Annotated in this window: 14 protein-coding genes; 5 read left to right on the top strand and 9 right to left on the bottom strand. The window is 68.1% G+C overall.

Annotation, left to right across the window (positions count from 1 at the left end):
- Position 1 precedes the first annotated feature (1 nt).
- The 8 genes from BW730_RS12955 to BW730_RS12920 all read right to left on the bottom strand — a co-directional run bounded on the left by BW730_RS12955 (position 2) and on the right by BW730_RS12920 (position 10,372).
- Entirely contained in the window at positions 2-718 is a 717-nt protein-coding gene (locus tag BW730_RS12955; protein WP_145952859.1) for an esterase/lipase family protein, read from the bottom strand.
- Positions 711-1,451, bottom strand: a complete 741-nt coding sequence (locus BW730_RS12950; RefSeq protein WP_077686614.1) for an alpha/beta fold hydrolase — start codon at positions 1,449-1,451, stop codon at positions 711-713. The genes BW730_RS12955 and BW730_RS12950 overlap by 8 nt, the downstream gene beginning before the upstream one ends.
- 68 nt (positions 1,452-1,519) lie before the next feature.
- Positions 1,520-2,695 (bottom strand): multiple monosaccharide ABC transporter permease, encoded by a 1,176-nt coding sequence (gene mmsB, locus BW730_RS12945; RefSeq protein ID WP_077686613.1) that lies wholly within the window; start codon positions 2,693-2,695, stop codon positions 1,520-1,522.
- A complete protein-coding gene (gene mmsA, locus BW730_RS12940) occupies positions 2,695-4,227 on the bottom strand; it encodes a multiple monosaccharide ABC transporter ATP-binding protein (RefSeq protein WP_077686612.1) in 1,533 nt (510 codons plus the stop codon). The genes mmsB and mmsA overlap by 1 nt, the downstream gene beginning before the upstream one ends.
- An 86-nt stretch (positions 4,228-4,313) precedes the next feature.
- Positions 4,314-5,459 (bottom strand): multiple monosaccharide ABC transporter substrate-binding protein, encoded by a 1,146-nt coding sequence (gene chvE, locus BW730_RS12935; protein WP_077686611.1) that lies wholly within the window; start codon positions 5,457-5,459, stop codon positions 4,314-4,316.
- Positions 5,460-6,054: 595 nt separating this feature from the next.
- Positions 6,055-6,396, bottom strand: coding sequence for a DUF5713 family protein (locus BW730_RS12930; protein WP_077686610.1), 342 nt, complete (start codon positions 6,394-6,396; stop codon positions 6,055-6,057).
- Between the two features lie 16 nt (positions 6,397-6,412).
- On the bottom strand, positions 6,413-9,034 hold the full coding sequence (locus tag BW730_RS12925; protein WP_077686609.1) for a DEAD/DEAH box helicase: 2,622 nt from the start codon (positions 9,032-9,034) through the stop codon (positions 6,413-6,415).
- A gap of 3 nt (positions 9,035-9,037) precedes the next feature.
- Positions 9,038-10,372: an MFS transporter gene (locus tag BW730_RS12920; RefSeq protein ID WP_226996800.1), complete on the bottom strand. Its 1,335-nt coding sequence runs from the start codon at positions 10,370-10,372 to the stop codon at positions 9,038-9,040.
- Positions 10,373-10,431: 59 nt separating this feature from the next.
- On the opposite strand from BW730_RS12920, the gene BW730_RS12915 reads away from it, so the two are divergent.
- From BW730_RS12915 to BW730_RS12895, 5 genes are all read left to right on the top strand, one after another.
- Complete coding sequence (locus tag BW730_RS12915; RefSeq protein ID WP_226996796.1) at positions 10,432-10,734, top strand: DUF6458 family protein; 303 nt, start codon at positions 10,432-10,434, stop codon at positions 10,732-10,734.
- A 189-nt stretch (positions 10,735-10,923) separates the two neighbouring features.
- Positions 10,924-12,210, top strand: a complete 1,287-nt coding sequence (locus BW730_RS12910) for a citrate synthase (RefSeq protein ID WP_077686608.1) — start codon at positions 10,924-10,926, stop codon at positions 12,208-12,210.
- Positions 12,211-12,377: 167 nt separating this feature from the next.
- Positions 12,378-13,601, top strand: a complete 1,224-nt coding sequence (locus BW730_RS12905; RefSeq protein ID WP_077686607.1) for an anaerobic sulfatase maturase — start codon at positions 12,378-12,380, stop codon at positions 13,599-13,601.
- Between the two features lie 148 nt (positions 13,602-13,749).
- Positions 13,750-15,561, top strand: coding sequence for an ABC transporter ATP-binding protein (locus BW730_RS12900; RefSeq protein WP_077686606.1), 1,812 nt, complete (start codon positions 13,750-13,752; stop codon positions 15,559-15,561).
- Between the two features lie 125 nt (positions 15,562-15,686).
- Complete coding sequence (locus tag BW730_RS12895) at positions 15,687-16,835, top strand: DUF2207 domain-containing protein (protein WP_158522661.1); 1,149 nt, start codon at positions 15,687-15,689, stop codon at positions 16,833-16,835.
- A gap of 132 nt (positions 16,836-16,967) precedes the next feature.
- On the opposite strand, the gene BW730_RS12890 is transcribed toward BW730_RS12895, so the two are convergent.
- Positions 16,968-18,041, bottom strand: coding sequence for an FAD-dependent oxidoreductase (locus BW730_RS12890; protein WP_077686604.1), 1,074 nt, complete (start codon positions 18,039-18,041; stop codon positions 16,968-16,970).
- Positions 18,042-18,187: the final 146 nt, after the last annotated feature.

Genomic DNA, 18,187 nt, shown 5'->3' with positions numbered 1-18,187 from the left:
CTCAAGATCGGGTCGCGCCCAGCCGATCCACGTGGGCGTGGATCACCGCCCAGGACGCCGGGTCGCGCACCGAGCGGAAGTGGCCGCCGACCGGGAGCATCTCGTTGACGGCGCCCTCGAGGTGCGAGCCTTTCGGCACGACCTGGTCGAAGCTCGGCTGCAGCGACACGATCCGGGCGTTGACGGAGCCGTCGACGGCGAGGCCAGCCAGTTCGGCGCTCGCCGGGTGGAAGAGGCCGAGCGGGGAGCGGCGCACCGCGGCGGTCGCCTGGGCACGCTCCCACAGCACCGATCCGGAGAACGGGGTCGCGACGGCGACCATGCCGATCAGCATCCCCTGAGAACGCGGGTCGCGCAGCATCGCCTTGCCGATCAGCCCGCCCTTCGAGTGGGCCACGAGGACGGCGTCGCGCAGGCCCATCCCGCCGACCTCGTCGAACACCCGGTCGACGGAGGTCGCGAGCCCAGACACGTTCCAGCCGAGTGATGCCACCGTCGTGACCGGGTGCCCGGCGGCCGCGAGCCACGTCGTGAACGGGCTCAGGTAGCGCGGATTCTCGAGGATGCCCGGCAGCACCACGACGGGGATGGCGGCGCACTCACCGCCGTGTCCGGGGCGGGCGGGTCTGCGGCCTGGGAGGATCGCACGGGCCAGGTCGCTCAGCCCGATCGTCCAGTCCCTGGCGAACGACGCGAGGCGGGCGATGCCCTCACGCACCGGCATCCCCGCAGATCAGGCCGGCCACCACGTCGGGCCTGGTGAACATCGCCTGGTGCGAGGCGTGCGGCACGACCTGCACCTCGGCGCTGCCCCCGGCCCGCTGCCCCAGGTAGTCCAGCCAGTCGCGCGGCGCCGTCTCGTCCAGTTCGCCGGTGACCAGCAGCACGTCGTTCGGGACGGCGCGGATCCGCTCCTCGATGGGGTAGGCGACCATGATCGGGAAGGTCCGCACGAAGGAGCGCAGCCCGCCGCCAAGCAGGGCCTTCACCGACGCCGCGGCGGAAGGGACCGACTCGCGCGCCGCCGAGCGGGCGAACCGCCATGCGAGGGTGCGTGGGCGGCGCTCCCGGATGTTGACGACGGGGGAGAGCAGGACGACCCGGGTGGCGATCTTCGGGTCCTGGGCGACGGCCTCCGTGACGACCTGGGTTCCCATCGAGTGGCCCACCCACACGGCGGTCTCAACGCCGCTGCGGGCGACCGCCTCCCGCGCCACCCGCGCGAACTGGGAGATCCGCACCGCGTGGTCGGGGTCCTTGGTCGGCCCGAAGCCAGGCAGGTTGACGGCGACCACCCGGCCGCGGGAGCGGAGTTCGCGGGCCAGCGGTTCGAAGTACGAGGCGGCCACGCCGATGCCATGCACAAGCACGAACGTCTGCTCATCCTCGGCGGCGTCGGACGCGACGACCTGCACCTCGAGCCCTTCGATCCGATACATCCATTGCTGCACGTGACCACCTTAGGACGCGACGACGGCACGCCCCCTGGGGAGCGTGCCGTCGCGTGGAATCTGGAGGATCAGGCCTTGGCGGCCGCGGCCCTCCGCTTGTTCCAGATGTCGAAGGCGACTGCGAGCAGCAGCACGAGGCCCTTGACGATCTGCTGGATCGACGTCGGAACGCCCATCAACTGCATGCCGTTGGTCATCACGGCCATCACGAGGCCACCGACCATGGCGCCGCCGACCGTGCCGACGCCGCCGGTGACGGCCGCGCCACCGATGAAACAGGCCGCGATGGCGTCGAGTTCGATGCCGTTACCCGCAGCGGGCTGGGCGCCGTTCGAGCGCGACGAGTAGACGATGCCCGCGATGCCCGCGAGCAGGCCCATGTTCACGTAGGCCATGAACAGCGTCCTCTTCACCTTGACGCCCGAGAGCAGCGCGGCGTTGAGGTTGCCACCGATGGCGAAGACGTGGCGACCGTAGATGGTGTTCTTCGACACGTAGCCGTAGATCAGGATCAGCGCGGCGAGGATGAACAGCACGATCGGGAAGCCGCGTGAGGTGGCCAGCTTCCAGGCGAAGAACAGCACGACGGCCGCGATCAGGACCAGCTTGACGATGAACAGCGCCATCGACTCGACCTGCTGCTCGTACTTGATGCGGGCCATCCGGGTGCGCCACTGCGACCAGGCGTAGCCGACCACGGCGAGGGCGCCGACGACCATGGTGAACAGGTCGAAGCCCATGCCTCCCAACAGTCCGTTGAGGAAGCCTGTCGCGATCGCCTGGTACTCCGGCGTCATGGGGGAAAGCGACACCGAGTCGAGCACCAGGAACGTCATGCCGCGGAACAGGAGCATGCCCGACAGCGTCACGATGAAGCCGGGGATGCCGACGTAGGCCACCCAGAAGCCCTGCCATGCGCCGATCAGGAGGCCGACGCCGATGCCGGCGATGACGGCAAGCCACCACGGCATGCCTGCCTTGATGATCATGGTCGCGGCGATGGCACCGACGAGGGCCATCACCGAGCCGACCGACAGGTCGATGTGCCCGATGACGATGACGAAGAGCATGCCGATCGCGAGGATCAGGATGTAGGAGTACTGCAGCACGATGTTGGTGACGTTCTGGGGGTCCAGGAGGACGCCCTTGGTCAGGATCGTGAACAGCAGGGTGATGGCGACGAAGGCGATCAGGATGCCGCTCTGTCGCAGGTTCTTGGTGAACATGTCCTTGAGGGCGGCCATCACGCGACCTCCCTTTCCTTGGTCATGAGCTTCATGAGGTTCTCCTGATTGGCCTCTTCGCGGGTGAATTGGCCGGTGATGCGGCCGAAGGCCAGCGTGAAAATGCGGTCGCAGATGCCCAGCAGTTCGGGGAGCTCCGAGGAGATCACCACGACGGCCTTTCCGGCGTCGGCGAGCGCGTTGATGATGGTGTAGATCTCGTACTTGGCGCCGACGTCGATGCCGCGGGTCGGCTCGTCGAGGATCAGGACGTCAGGCTCGGTCATCATCCACTTGGAAAGCACGACCTTCTGCTGGTTGCCGCCCGAGAGTTGTCCGACGATGTTCATCACCGTCGGGGTCTTGATCCGCATCGACTTGCGGAAGCTCTCTGCGACCTTGATCTCCTCATTGGAGTTGACGACGGTCGCGCCATTGGAGATCTTCTTCAGCGATGCGGCCGAGATGTTGTGCCGGATGTCGTCGATCAGGTTCAGCCCGTAGCGCTTGCGGTCCTCGGTGGCGTAGGCAAGCCCCGCGTCGATGGCGGCGTCGACGGACCTCAGATGGACCGGCTGGCCGTGCAGGTAGAGCTGTCCGCCGATCTTGCGACCGTAGGACTCCCCGAAGATGCTCATGGCGAGCTCGGTGCGACCAGCGCCCATCAGGCCTGCGATGCCGACGATCTCGCCGGCGCGGACGTCGAAGCTGGCGCTGTCGGCCACCTTGCGTCCCGCAACGGTCGGGTGCATGACCGTCCAGTCCTCGACCCGCATGATCTCCTCGCCGATGTTGGGCGTGTGATCGGGGAAGAGGCTGTCGAGGTCGCGTCCGACCATGCCGCGGATGATCCGTTCCTGGGTCATCTCCGGCCCGCGCTCGAGGGTCTCGATGGTCGAGCCGTCTCGGATGACGGTGGTGGAGTCGGCGATGGCGACGATCTCGTTCAGCTTGTGCGAGATCATGATGGACGTGATGCCCTCCGCCTTGAGCTGCCGGAGCAGTTCGAGCAGGTGCGCGGAGTCGGTGTCGTTGAGGGCTGCCGTCGGCTCGTCGAGGATCAGGAGCTTGACCTCCTTGGAGAGCGCCTTGGCGATCTCGACCAACTGCTGCTTTCCGACGCCGATCTGGTTGATCGGGGTGACGGGATTCTCGTCAAGGCCGACCCGGGCAAGCAGCTTCGCCGCCTCGTGGTTGGTCCGGTTCCAGTTGATCCGCCCGGACTCGACCTGCTCGTTGCCGAGGAAGATGTTCTCGGCGATCGAGAGCAGCGGCACCAGCGCCAACTCCTGGTGGATGATGACGATGCCTGCCTTCTCCGAGTCATTGATGTTGGAGAAGCTGCAGACCCGGTCTTCGAAGACGATGTCGCCCTCGTAGGTGCCCATCGGGTAGACGCCCGAGAGCACCTTCATCAGCGTCGACTTGCCTGCGCCGTTCTCGCCGCAGATGGCGTGGATCTCGCCCTCCTCCACCTCGAGGTTGACGTTGGAGAGTGCCTTGACGCCGGGGAATGTCTTGGTGATGTTCTCCATCCGGAGAAGCTTGGCCATCTGTTCCTGACCTTTCTTGTGCGCGGAGCTGAGGGTGAAACGGCCCGGCACCGACACGCGATGCCGGGCCGTACCACGGTCTCAGATCAGGCGACGCCCTTGTCGATCTGCGCCTGGGTCCAGTAGCCGCTGTCGACCAGCGCCTCGGTGATGTTTGCCTTGGTGACCGTGACCACGTCCAGGAGGTACGAGGGAACGACCTTCACGCCGTTGTCGTAGTCCTTGGTGTTGTTGGCCTCGGGCTCCTTGCCCTCGAGCAGGTCGGTCGCCGACTTCACGGCCTGCGCGGCCAGGAGACGGGTGTCCTTGAAGATCGTCGAGTACTGGATGCCGTCCTGGATCAGCTTGACGGAGGCGATCTCGGCGTCCTGGCCGGTCACGACGGGGAAGCCGGCGCCGACGGTGCCGGAGTAGCCGTTGTTCTGCAGGGCGGTGATGATGCCGCGGGACAGGCCGTCGTAGGCCGACAGCACGCCGTCAACCTTGGTGCCGCCCTGGTAGTTGGCCGTCAGCAGGTCCTCCATGCGCTTCTGCGCGGTCTCCTGCTGCCAACGCAGCGTCGCGGCCTGGTCGATCGAGGTCTGGCCCGAAACGATCTTGATGTCGCCGCTGTCGATCATCGGCTGGATGACCGACATCGCGCCGTTGAAGAAGAAGTGTGCGTTGTTGTCGTCGAGGGAGCCTGCGAACAGCTCGACGTTCCACGGGGCGGGCTTGCCGCTGGCCTTGAGGCCCTCGATGAGGGACTCGCCCTGGGCGACGCCGACCTTGAAGTTGTCGAAGGAGACGTAGAAGTCGACGTTCTTGGAGTCGCGGATCAGGCGGTCGTACGCGATGACCTTGATGCCCTTGGCGGCGGCCGCGTCGAGCTGCGGGGCGAGGGCCGTGCCGTCGATCGAGGCGATGATCAGGACCTTGACGCCCTGGGTGATCATCTGGTCGATCTGCTGCGCCTGGGTCGGGATGTCGTCGTTGGCGAACTGCAGCGAGACCTCGTAGCCGGCCTCCTTGAGCTGCTTCTCGACGGCGTTGCCGTCCTGGATCCAGCGCTCGGACGTGCGGGTCGGCATCGACACGCCGACCTTGCCGCCTGCCACAGCGGGCTTGGACTCGCCGCCACCGGCGGTGGGGGCAGGGGTGCTGCCGGAGCCGGCGCCGCCGCCGGCGCACGCGGCCATCGACAGCGTCAGCAGCAGGCCGGCTGCGGCCACTGCAAGCTTGCGAAGCTTCATTCGTTCCTCCTGAGAACGTCTGGGCGGCCGGCTCCATGCCTGCCCCCCGAGGTGTCGACCCGATCTCCTCCGAACTCCTATGTCAGAGTGGATCGCCGGGGTCTCCAATGGGAAGTTTCGACCCGCGCAACCCTTGCGTCAAGCTGAAACGGTGTCCCCGAGGTTGCAGATCCGTAACGATTCATGTGCTATCAAATCGAACGATTGAACCCGAGCATTTGTCACCCGTGGGCAGTCTAGGACTGAGATGTTACCGGTAAATCAGCGGGGTGACTTTGAGCAGCACCGGAACGGTCCGGAGGTGGCTTGTCAGCAGACGCTGCGGATCAGCGAGACCAGGTCCGCGTGCGTAGGGACGACAGGGTTGGTCGCGGTGCATCCGTCTGCCATCGCCGTCTCGGCGAGTTCATCGAGCGATGCCCGCGCCAGTGAGACGTCGCCGGTGACGCGACGATCGTGCCCGGGCTGACGCTGAACGCGTTCGCGAAGGCGAAACTGGCCGCCTCCGTCGAGGAACTGGAACGCGAGGCGTCCGCCGTCGAGGCGCTCGGGTTCCTGCCCGGCTAGCCGCTCACCAAGGGCGGAAGGGCCGCGGTCACCAGTCGCGGGGCGCGACGAGTTCCTCCAGGTCCGCGTTGGTGAAGCCGTAGGCATCGGCGATCGCGCCGAAGTCCCCGGCGATGCAGTCCCTGGCCGCCGTCTCGATCTCGCTGTCGGCCTCCCAGAAGTCCTCCTGGAGATCGTTGAAGCGCACGGTCGCCTCGTGGGTCAGCGCGTAGATGGCGGGAAGGTCCGCGGGACGCTCGGCCTCGACGCGCTCGCACAGTTCCCGCAGGATCGCCTCGCCCTTCGCGACCAGCGCGTCGGGGAAGTAGTCGCTCGCGTACATGTCGGTGAGGAACTCGTAGCCCGCCATGGTCGGGTTCTCGATCGTCATGCGACGACGGTAGCGGCTACCAGTGCCGTCGGGTGACGACGGAGAGGCCGGCGTCAGAGCCGAACGGCGAGGTCCACTTCAAAGCCTGCAGCAGGCCGGTGCCCTCGGGGGTGCCGACGAAGACCGCGCGGCCCGGGCCGACGTGGCGGGTCCACGCCTCGGCGAACAGGTCGGCCCTGCTGCGCAGCGTGGCCAGCGTGCTCGGCACCTGGTGCCACACCTCCCGGTCGGGCGTGGGAGGTCGGAGCGCGTCGACGAGGTGGACGGTGGTGTCGTCCCAGACGGGTCGCGAGATCAGGTAGCGCGGCTGTTCGATCATCCCGAGCACCTCGGTCAGCGCGTCGGTGAACACCTCGGTGACCGTCTCGTCCACGCCCTCGAGATGGATGCGCGTCTCACCGCCGGCGGTGATCTCGACGACGACCCCTTCGGCGCCGACGGGGGACTGCCCGTCTGCGTGCAGCGCGTCGGCGACCGCCCGCGCGTAGTCGCTCGTCGATGGGGGTGTCGTCACCGCCCTGCGCACCGTCCTCGCCCGGAACAGCCACCAGCCCCCGCCGATCACGAGGGCGACCATCAGGAGGATCAGCGTGGCGGGAAGGCTGTCGAGGCCGACTCCGATGCCGAGAGCAACCAGCCCCCCGCCCGCGGCGGCGAGACCGGCCGACCGGGCGAGCACCGGGGGAGGCGCCTCGCGTCGCGCAACGGTCGTCCTCGGGGTGCGGTCGCCGACCACGCGGAGCGTCGAGACCGGGTGGTGGCGCCCCGGGTCGACGGCGGCCCAGGCCGTGCGGATCGCCTGGGTGTCCTGGGCGCGGCGCAGCGCACGGGCGTTGAGTTCGGCCAGCGGATCGGCGCCCGTGCCGGGGTGCGCACTCGGCGGCGCGATCGCCTTCGCGTCAGCCTGCTCGACGGCCGCGTCGCCCGGGGCGACGTCGGGGCTCAGCCTGGAGTCGAGGTGCGCGACCCCGTCGACCACGTCTCCCTCCTCGTCGACGGCGAACCACCCGGCATGCTTGCGGACCAGGCGTCGGTAGTCGGCGTCGCCCTGCGGCCGGTCGGTTGCCACGCACGTCACCGTCCAGTTCACGGCGACCTTGTCGGGGTGCTGCGGGTCGGAGCGCAGCGACCTGCCGCGCGTCTGCACGATCGCCGTCGACGTCGTCGCGGACGTCAGGTCGATCACCCCGGAGACGGCCCTGGCGTCCCAGCCTTCGCCGAGCAGCCCTCGGGTGCCGACCAGGCAGCGGGTCCAGCCGCGGTTCAGGGCGTCGGTGGCCGCGGCCAGCCAGCGGGACGCGCCGGTGCCCTCCAGCACGACGACGCCCTCGCCGGTGATCGTCTCGTCGGGCAGCAGTTCGCGCAGCACCGACGCCTCGGCCCCGACGCTGGTGCCCGTCACCATCACGGGTCGCGCCTGGGCGATCCGCTCGTCGGCGACCATCGCCTCGAGCAGCCACCGCGCCGAGCCCGACTGCGGTTCGATCACGCCGTCGAGGTCGGCGGGCAGCGCCGTCGCGGTGGAGAAGTCGGTCAGGACCAGGACCCGCGCGTCCGGGTCGTCCCCGACGGTGTGGGCGACGATCTCGGCGGCGGCGGCCGACTTCGAGGCGCTTCGGCTCAGCACCCGGTCGACGAGCGGGACCCCGGGCTTGATCCCCGTCTTGGTCAGCCGGTAGCCGACCCCGGGCAGCAGGTCGCCGATCCGCCGCGCGAAGGCCCGCTGCTCTGGCTCGGCGGTAGACAGCGCCTCCAGCCAGAGGTCGGCGACCGTCAGCCAGTCCGTGAGCGTGACGTCCTGACGGTGCCGCTCGAACACGTGCGCGTGCTCGGGCAGGTCGAGGTGACCGGCGAGCGCCAGCCGCACGACGGCGTCGCCGACCTCGGGCGAGAAGTCGCGGAAGTCCCACATCTGGACCCAGGTCAGCAGCGGCACGTAGGTGTCGACACTCGTCAGTTCGGTGATCAGTTCCGCGGCGCGCACCGACCGGGTGTCGAGCCACTCGTCCTCGCGTGGCGTCGGGCGGGTGAACCAGGCCAGTTCCGCGAAGGGCGCCAGGTCACCCTCGGCGACCAGCGCGGGGATGCCCGCCTGGTACGTGATGGTGCCGAACAGGCGGTGCACCCGCTCGGCCTGGGTCGTCGTCAGCAGTTCGGGGGGCGTGGCAGTCAGGGCGACGATGCGCGCCTCCGGCAAATCCGCGAGGATCTCGTCGAGCAGGTCGCCCCATACCTCGAGCAGGTGGTGGCACTCGTCGAGGACAAGGGTGATGGGGCCTGCGGCGTGCAACCGCTCGACCAGGGCGAGGCCGTTGGGGTGCAGGCGGGTCTTCGCGCTGGTGCCGTCCGACTCGGAGTCGAACACCGCGAGCGTCTGGTAGGTGAGGGCGGTGAAGCGGGTCGGGAGTTCCCTGTCCGAGGTGGCCTTCTCGCCCGTGAACGCCTCCCAGGCGGCCCGCCACTGGGCGACGATCGCCAGGTTGGGGCCGAACGCGACGATCTTGCCGTCCCAACCTGCGGCGGCGCCGACGCCGACGAGCGTCTTGCCGCCGCCCGGAGGCAGCACCACCCAGTGACGGTCGTCGTCAGGGATCGCTATGGCGTCGAGCGCCTCGCGTTGGTGCCGCCGCCAGCGCACCGCTCAGGCCGCCTCAACCTCGGTCGCCCGGGGCGGGTCCTTCACGAACAGCGCGAGGAGCAGGCCGGCGAGCAGCACCACGACGACGCCCAGGATGCCCCAGTACTGCGCCGCCTCCTGCGTGGAGCTGAGCACCGACTGGCCGATGGTGATGCCGAGGCCGAAGAGCAGGGGCGACAGGAAGCTGACGGCGCGACCGGTGGTGGCGTAGAGCCCGAAGATCTCGCCGCTCATGCCCTCGGGGATGAGGCGCGCCAGGAAGCTGCGGCTGGCCGACTGGGCCGGGCCGACGAACAGGCACATCAGAAGGCCGAGCGCCCAGAACACGGGCTTGCCGCCGTCGTGGAAGACGAAGATGCCGGTGCCGAGCAGCACCAGGCTGACCAGCGAGATCAGGATGACGCGCTTGGGGCCCAGCTTGTCGTCGAGCAGCCCGAAAAGCATCGTCGCGACGCCCGCCGTGACGTTGGCGGCCACGCCGAAGATCACGACCTCGCTGAACTTGAATCCGAAGGTGCCCGCGGCGAGCACGCCACCGAAGGTGAACACGCCTGCGAGGCCGTCGCGGAACAGCGCGGAGGCGAGCAGGAAGAACAGGGTGTTGGGGGAGGTGCGCCACAGGCTCCGGATCGAGGCGAACAGGGCCTTGTAGGAGCCGACGATGCCGAGCGAAGGCGCGGCGGTGGTGGGCTTGCGGTCCTTCAGCGCCACGAAGATCGGGATGGTGAAGAGCAGCGTCCACGCGCCACAGATCAGCATCGCGATCCGCACGTCGGAGGCCGGGAAGTCGGACCCGAGGGTCGCGATGATGACAAGAAGGATGGCGATGCCGCCGAGGTAGCCGAGGCCCCACCCGAGCCCGCTGACCCGGCCGACGTTGCGGGGAGTCGACACTTGGTCGATGGCGGCGTAGTAGTTGACGTTGGCGATCTCGGAGACGACGTTGCCGCCCGCGAGCAGGATCGCGCCCAGCCAGAAGTACTCGGGAGACGGTGCCACGAAGTACATGGCGGCAGAGACCGCGGCGAGCAGCCACGTCTGCCAGCGCAGGTGGAACATGCGACGTCCCTTGCGGTCGGCCCCTTGGCCGAGCACCGGGGCGAGCAGGGCGACGCAGATGCCGGCGATGCCCGTCGCCCATGCGAGGTTCTTGGTCAGGGTGTCGTTGTCGCCGAACGCGCCGCTGGTCAGGTAGACGGCGAAGACGAACGTGGTGATGACGGTGGCGAAGGGCTGGGTGCCCCAGTCCCACATGGCCCAGGAGATCACCTTGCCCGTCGATGCCTTGGACGAGGCCAGCGCCGTCTTGGGCGGCGTCACTTCATGCGTGCTGCTCACGCCGTCAACCTAGTGGGCGGCGCCGCAGTTGCCCACCAATCCCGCTAAACCTTCGCCGCGTGTTGGCCGCGGCGTTACGCTTCCGTGTACTCCACCCCCCAAAAGATTGGAGAATCACCCTGCGCATCGGAACCTCCATCGTCCTGATCGCCCTCGGCGCGATCCTTGCGTTCGCGGTCAACGCTGATGTCCCGTACGTGAGCCTCGACATGATCGGCTACATCCTCATGGGTGCAGGCGCGATCGGGCTGATCTGGTCCCTTCTGACCATGAACCGCTCGCGGGTCACCGAGTCGCGGACCGTCCAGGACCCAGGCACCGGCGCGACCGTTCATCGCTCGGAGACGCGCGACGGCCTCTGAGCGTAAACCCAGCAGATCGGCCCCACCCGCCATAGCGGGTGGGGCCGTGCTATGTCCAGCGCCTCTGGGCTGGGCGAACGATCCCTACAAGTTGTTCGCAAGGGGTTGTATGGTGGGGTTCCGCACAGCCCCACAGAGCTAACCGGCGCCCATGGCGGCCGTCCGGAAAACCAGAGAAAGGCGAATCGCATGACCGATAGCGGAGTCCTCAAGTACGGGGGAACCGAACTCGAGCTGCCGACGGTGGAAGCCACGCAGGGCAACGACGGGCTCGACATCGGAAAGCTGCTGTCCACGACAGGAGTGACCACCCTCGACCCCGGCTTCGTCAACACCGCTTCATGTGTCTCGTCGATCACCTTCATCGATGGCGACAAGGGCGTGCTCCAGTACCGCGGCTACCCGATCGAGCAGCTCGCCGAGAAAGCGACGTTCATCGAGGTCGCCTACCTGCTCATCTACGGAGAGCTCCCCACCCAGGCGCAGCTTGACGAGTTCAACGGCAAGATCGCGCGCCGGATGCTGCTGGACGAGCGGATGCGCGAGCTGTTCCGCGCGTTCCCGCGCGGCGCCCACCCCATGCAGGTGCTCGCGGCGGGCGTGACCGCGCTCGGATCGTTCAACCGCGACACCCTCGACGTGCACGACGAGGGCCAGGTCGAGGAGGCAAGCCTGCGCCTGCTGGGCTCGATGCCGACGCTGGCCGCCTACGCCTACAAGTCGTCGATCGGCGCCCCGTTCCTGTACCCGCGCAACAACCTCGGCTACGTCGAGAACTACCTGCGGCTGTCGTTCGGCACCCCGCAGGAGGAGTACGAGATCGACCCTGACGTGGTGCGCGCGTTCGAGACGCTGTTCATCCTGCACGCCGACCACGAGCAGAACGCCTCCACCTCGACGGTGCGCCTCGTCGGCTCGGCCGACGCGAACATCTACGCGTCGATGGCCTCCGGCGTCCACGCGCTGTCCGGCCCGCTGCACGGCGGCGCCAACCAGGCCGTCCTCGAGATGCTCCGCGAGATCTCGAAGGAGGGCCTCGACATCAAGGACTTCGTCTCGCAGGTCAAGGACAAGAAGTCCGGCGTGAAGCTGATGGGCTTCGGTCACCGCGTCTACAAGAACTACGACCCGCGCGCGAAGATCATCAAGGGCCACGCCGACCAGTTGCTGCGCAACTCCGGAACCTCCAACCACCTCCTGGAGATGGCCCTGGAGTTGGAGGAGACGGCGCTGAACGACGAGTACTTCATCGAGCGCAAGCTGTACCCCAACGTGGACTTCTACACGGGCCTCATCTACGAGGCGATGGGCTTCCCGGCGCAGCACTTCACGGCGCTGTTCGCCCTGGGCCGCCTGCCCGGCTGGATCGCCCAGTGGCGCGAGCAGCACGCCGAGAAGGGCCGCAAGATCGGGCGTCCGCGCCAGATCTACATCGGCGCCACCGAGCGCGACTACGTTCCGATCAACGAGCGCTGACCCGATCGCACGACCAGACCCCGCGGCCCAGGCCGCGGGGTCTCGTCACGTCTGGGCCTGCCTGACGCGGTGGGCCTCGGGCGCGCGTGGTGGCCATTCCCGCGCCGCGCGATTCTGTCGTGTCCCCGACGCTTGGCAACCGGCGCGACAGGTGCCATCGTGGGGGCATGCGTGCCCTGCCCTTCTCCGTCGTGACCAAGCCGACCGGGGCCGCGTGCAACCTCGACTGCACCTACTGCTTCTTCCTGTCCAAGGAACTGCTCTACGACGCCGACGGGCAGCGGATGAGCGCCGGGACCCTCGAGGTCTACGTCCGCGAGTTCCTGGCAGGGCAGCCGGACGGGGAGGTCATGTTCGCCTGGCAGGGCGGCGAACCGACCATGCGCGGCCTGGCGTTCTTCCGTGAGGCCGTCCGGCTCGGCAAGCACTACGCCCGCCCCCGCCAGGTGGTGCGCCACTCGATTCAGACCAACGGCACCCTTCTCGACGATGACTGGGGACGCTTCCTGAAGGACGAGGGCTTCCTCGTCGGCCTGTCGGTCGACGGCCCAGCAGAACTGCACGACGCCTACCGCGTCAACAAGGCCGGACGCGGCACCCACAAGCAGGTTGTCCGCGGTTGGGAGGTGCTGCGCCGTCACGGCGTCGAGGTCAACGTCCTGTGCACCGTCAATGCCGCCAACGCCGAGCACGGGCTCGACGTGTACCGCTACTTCCGCGACGACCTTGGCGTCGAGTACATGCAGTTCATCCCGATCGTCGAACGGGTCGAGGCCAAGGACCTCGAGCTCGCGGAGCAGGGCTGGACCGGCCCCGACGGTGCGCGCCTGCTGTACCAGCAGCACGGCGACGCCGTCACGTCCCGGTCCGTCACCGCCCGGCAGTGGGGACGCTTCCTCTCGGCGATCTTCGACGAGTGGGTGCGCCACGACGTCGGCCGCGTCTATGTGCAGCACTTCGACGTGATGCTCGCGGCCCGCTTCGGCCAGTACTCGTTGTGCGTCCACTCGCCCGAGTGCGGCGGCGCGCTCGCCGTCGAGCACAACGGCGACGTGTACTCCTGCGACCACTACGTCGAACCCGACTACAGGCTGGGCAACATCCACGAGTCCGGCTTCCAGAAGTTGCTGACCTCCGAGGCGCAACGCGAGTTCGGTCGCTACAAGCGGGTCGGCCTGACGCAGCAGTGCCAGCGCTGCCCCGTCCGGTGGGCCTGCCACGGCGGCTGCCCCAAGGACCGGTTCATCGCCTCGGCAGACGGGCAGCCGGGCCAGAACTACCTGTGCGATGGCTACTTCTCGTTCTTCACGCACGCCGCCCCGTCCATCGAGACGATGGCCGAACTGCTCGCCTCCGGCAGGCCCCCTGCCCACATCATGACGATCGGGTAGCCGGTCGACCGCCGAGCGGCCGATCAGGCGGCGCGGGCGGGGTGGACTTCCTCCCGTGGCGAACGTCGGGTGCTGACGATGCGTGGCGCCCCTAGCCGCGTTTGATTCCTTGGCGCCGCGGTCTAGAGTTCGGGCCGAAGGAGCACCCATGCGAAGCATCGTCAGAATCCTCGGCACGGCCAGGGAACTGTGGCATCTATACCTCGGCATCATCGTCGGAGCCGTCGCCATCGCGGCGACCGCCCTGCTGATGCCGTTCGTCATCGCCCGCGCGACCGACGTCGTCGTCAGCATGGTGGGTGGCAAGGGCGGCACCGTCACGACGCTGCTCTGGCTGGCCGGCGGGCTGCTGGTGCTGTCGCTCGCGAACTCGGTGCTGACGAACCTGACCGGCTACTGGGGCGACCTGATGGCAACCAGGCTCCGGGCGATCCTGTCACGACGCTACTTCCGCAAGCTGCTCAAGCTGCCGCAGCGTTACTACGACAACGAGCTGACCGGCACGATTATCTCCAGGCTCAACAGGTCGATCACGTCGATCACCGACTTCCTGCAGATGTTCTCCAACAACTTCTTCCCGATGCTGATCACGGTGTTCGCGGTCCTGGTGATCTCGCTGGTCTACTCGCCGTGGCTCGCGCTGCTGCTCATCATCATCTACCCGACGTTCGTGTGGCTGACGGCGCTGACGTCGAAGCGGTGGCAGGTGTGGGAGCACCAGAAGAACGAGCACTATGACATCGCGGGCGGCCGGTTCGCCGAGGTGATCGGCCAGATGCGCGTCGTGAAGTCGTTCGTGACCGAGCGCGACGAACTGAAGAAGTTCGGCGACCACTACAACGACGCCGTCGGCCTCACGGGCGAGCAGTCGGCCTACTGGCACAAGATGGACACGCTGCGCCGTGCCGTGCTCGACGTCGTCTTCTTCGTGATCTTCGCCATCATCTTCGTGCAGACGGCACAGGGCGCCTTCAGCATCGGCGTGATGGTGATGCTCATCCAGTTGGTCAACATGGCAAAGCAGCCCGTCACCGGGATGAGCTACCTGGTCGACACCACGCAGCGCGCCATCGCGGGAAGCCACGAGTACTTCAAGGTGATGGGCGAGATCGACGAGCCGAACAACCCCCTCGAACTCGACGAGTCGGGCGCGGCCCAGCCCACCGTCGAGTGGCGCGAGGACGACCCCGTCGTCGCCTTTGACGACGTCAGCTTCGGCTACGGCGACACCACCGAGCTCGTCCTCAACGACATCAACCTCGCCATCGACAGGGGCGAGCGGGTCGCGTTCGTCGGCGAGTCCGGTGGCGGGAAGACGACACTGGTCAACCTGCTCATGAAGCTGTACCCGGCGACCTCAGGCACCGTCGAGGTGCACGGTCAGTCGGTGCGCGACGTGCCGTCGGAGCTGCTGCGCCGCGAGATCGGCGTCGTGTTCCAGGACGCAAGCCTGTTCAGCGGCACCATCCGAGAGAACATCGCCTACGGCATCGACGACGTCACCGACGAGCAGTTGGAGACCGCGGCGCGCCGCGCCAACGCGATGAGCTTCATCTCGCGCCTCAAGGACGGCTTCGACACCGAGATCGGCGAGCGCGGCATCAAGCTGTCGGGCGGTCAGAAGCAGCGGCTCTCGGTCGCCCGGGCGCTGCTGAAGGACGCGCCGATCCTGATCCTCGACGAGGCCACTAGTTCGCTCGACACCAAGTCGGAGCGCGCCGTGCAGGCCGGGCTGGACGAGCTCATGGAGGGTCGCACCACCGTGATCATCGCGCATCGCTTGTCGACCATCTCGACCGTCGACCGGATCGTCACGCTGCGTGAGGGTCGCATCGACGAGATCGGCACGCCCGCCGAGTTGGCCACCACGGACGGGATCTACGCCGAACTGCTCGCGCTGCAGGGCTCGACCTCACGGGCGGACAAGGCCAAGCTGGCACGCTACGACATCGTGCGCTGACTCCAGCCTGACGGTGCCCCGCCGGGTGATCCGACGCGGCCTCGCACGGGCTGCGGACCGGTCGTCGGTCTCAACCCGGACGGCGGGACCGGCTGGGGTTTGTCACATCCGACACAATGGTGCGCATGACCTCCATGGATATCGGGGCCCTTGCCATCGCGATCGTGGCAGGCGGTGTGATGTTTCTCATCGGCGCCGTCGCCAACCGGTTCTTTCACGACCGGATCTTCGTCGGCCTGACGCCCGGCCTCGTGCCCGCGCTCGGTCAGAGCGCCCCGGAGACCAAGGTGCAGCCCGGTCGGGAGTACTCGGGCCAGGTCGCGGTCGCGTTCTCCCCGCCCCGCGGTCTCAGGCCCGGACTCGTCGGGACCATCGTCGACGGGCAGGCGGAGATGCGCGACCTGACGGCGACGATCGTCGATCTTGCGGTGCGCGGCTGGCTCAAGATCGAGGCGGTCGACGTCGACCCGAAGCGGCAGCAGGACCCGAAGAAGAAGGCCCGCGACTGGCGCATCACCCCGATCCATCCCGCCCCAACCGCCGACCGGCTCGACCAGTTCGAGGCCGACCTGTTGGGCTCGCTGCTCGGAATGCCCGGCGCCGGGGACGGGGTCCTGATGAGCCAGTGGACCAAGAAGCGCGGGGGAGACCTGCGCAACGCCAAGGAGGACCTGTACCGCCAGACCGTCCAGAACGGGTGGTACGAGAAGGACCCGAGGCCGCAGGAGGCCGGCTGCCTTACGGTGCTCGGCTGGGTCGTGCTGCTCGGCTGGTGCGTGCTGGTGTTCACCATGTCCTCATCGATCTGGACGATCCTGAGCGCCCTGATCCTCATCGGCGGCGCACTCTTCCTCAGCAAGCGGTTGAAGCGCCGCGTGCCCCGCACCGCGCTCGGCACCGCGACGACGATCCAGGCCCTCGGCTTCAAGAAGTACCTCGCCACGGCGGAGGCCGACCAGTTCAGCTTCGAGGAGGCCGCGGGCATCTTCAGCCGCTACCTGCCCTATGCGCTCGTGTTCGGCGTGGCCGACCACTGGTCGAAGGTATTCGGAGAGGTGGCAAGCCGCAGCCACGAGGCGGGCGACACGGACGTGCTCGACGGGCTTCTCTGGATGGACATGGGCCTGGACCTGACATGGAACCTCGCGTTCCTCGCCGACGGGTTCGGCGGGATCGCTGATATGGGTGACGCGGTCGGCGGTGTCGCTGAAGGGCTTGGCGGCTTCGTCGAGGGCGTCGGGGACTTCATCTCCGACATCGACTTCGACTTCTAGCCGCGCTCTACCCTGAGGCTGTCGAAGCGGCCGAGACCAACGCCGGCGGCTGTTGCCCTGTGGTTTCGGACGTCTCGACAAGCTCGACGAACGGCTGCCCCGGCGTCAGTCGACCGATCTCAACTGAGGAGCTCAGCCGGCCAGTTGATCCCGCACGGCCAGGGCCGCGACCCTGCCCGCGCGCGTCGCCCCGATCGTCGAGGCGGACGGGCCGTAGCCGACGAAGTGGATCCGCGGATCCTTGGTCGCCGTCGTGAACGTGTGCGGATCGCGGGGCGCCTCCAGTTGGACGCCCCCGTTCGGCCCCCGCAGCCTGAGCGGCGACAGGTGCGAGATGCTCGGCCTGAATCCGGTGGCACAGAGGATCGCGTCGGCATGCTCGACGTGCCCGTCGGCCCAGGTGACGCCATGCGGTTCGACGCGCTCGAACATCGGCCGACGCGCGTCGTAGAGGCCCATCTCGGCGGCCAGGCGCTCCTGCGGCCGGAGCATCAGCCCCGTCACGCTGACGACCGAGCGGGGTGGCAGGCCCTGCCGGACGCGGTCCTCAACGAGGGCGACCGCCTCGCGCCCTGCGTCCGGGTTGAACTCGCCGGTACGCCAGATCGGTTCGCGGCGGGTCACCCAGACGATGTCGGACGCCACGCCAGCCAACTCGCCGATGAACTGCACCGCCGAGGCGCCGCCGCCGACGACCACCACGCGCAGCCCGCGGAAGAACTCCGGGCCTGGGTAGCCGGACGCGTGGAACTGGGGGCCGAGGAAGTCGCGCGCGCCGGGGTAGTAGGGCAGGAACGGCGTGTCCCAGGTGCCCGTGGCGTTGACGATCGCCCGGGTCCGGAGGTCGCCGTCGCTGGTGTGGACCGTGAGCGTCGCTCCCGGCCCCGGCCCGTCCGGCGTGACGCTCTGCACCGTGACGGGGCGCCGGATGGAAAGGTCGAAGCGCCGCTCGTAGTCGGCGAAGTAGGCGGGCACGGCGGCGTTCGCGCGGGCCTTGGGATCGAAGTCTGGGACCGGCATGCCGGGAAGGTCGGCGACCCCGTGCACGTCGTGCATCGTCAGCGAGTCCCACCGGTGCTGCCACGCGCCGCCGGGCCGGTCGTTGGCGTCGATGACCACGAAGTCGATGCCGAGCCGTCGCAGGTGATAGGCGGCCGAAAGCCCGGCCTGCCCCGCCCCGATCACGATCGCCTCGACCCGCGTCATCTGCCACCTTTCCTCGCCCGCGAGCCTAGACCAGGGCTCCTCGTCGCTGGAGAGTTGGGAGCCGATGCCGTCCGGCAGTACCAGACCTTGAACTCTCGCGATCTCTGATCAGGATCAAACGGGCGCCCGATCCAGGCTGCACGCAC

The organism is Tessaracoccus aquimaris, from assembly GCF_001997345.1.
Classification (GTDB): Bacteria; Actinomycetota; Actinomycetes; order Propionibacteriales; family Propionibacteriaceae; genus Arachnia; species Arachnia aquimaris.
Note: the sequence above shows the minus strand (reverse complement) of the source record. Positions and strands in the feature narration are given on the sequence as shown.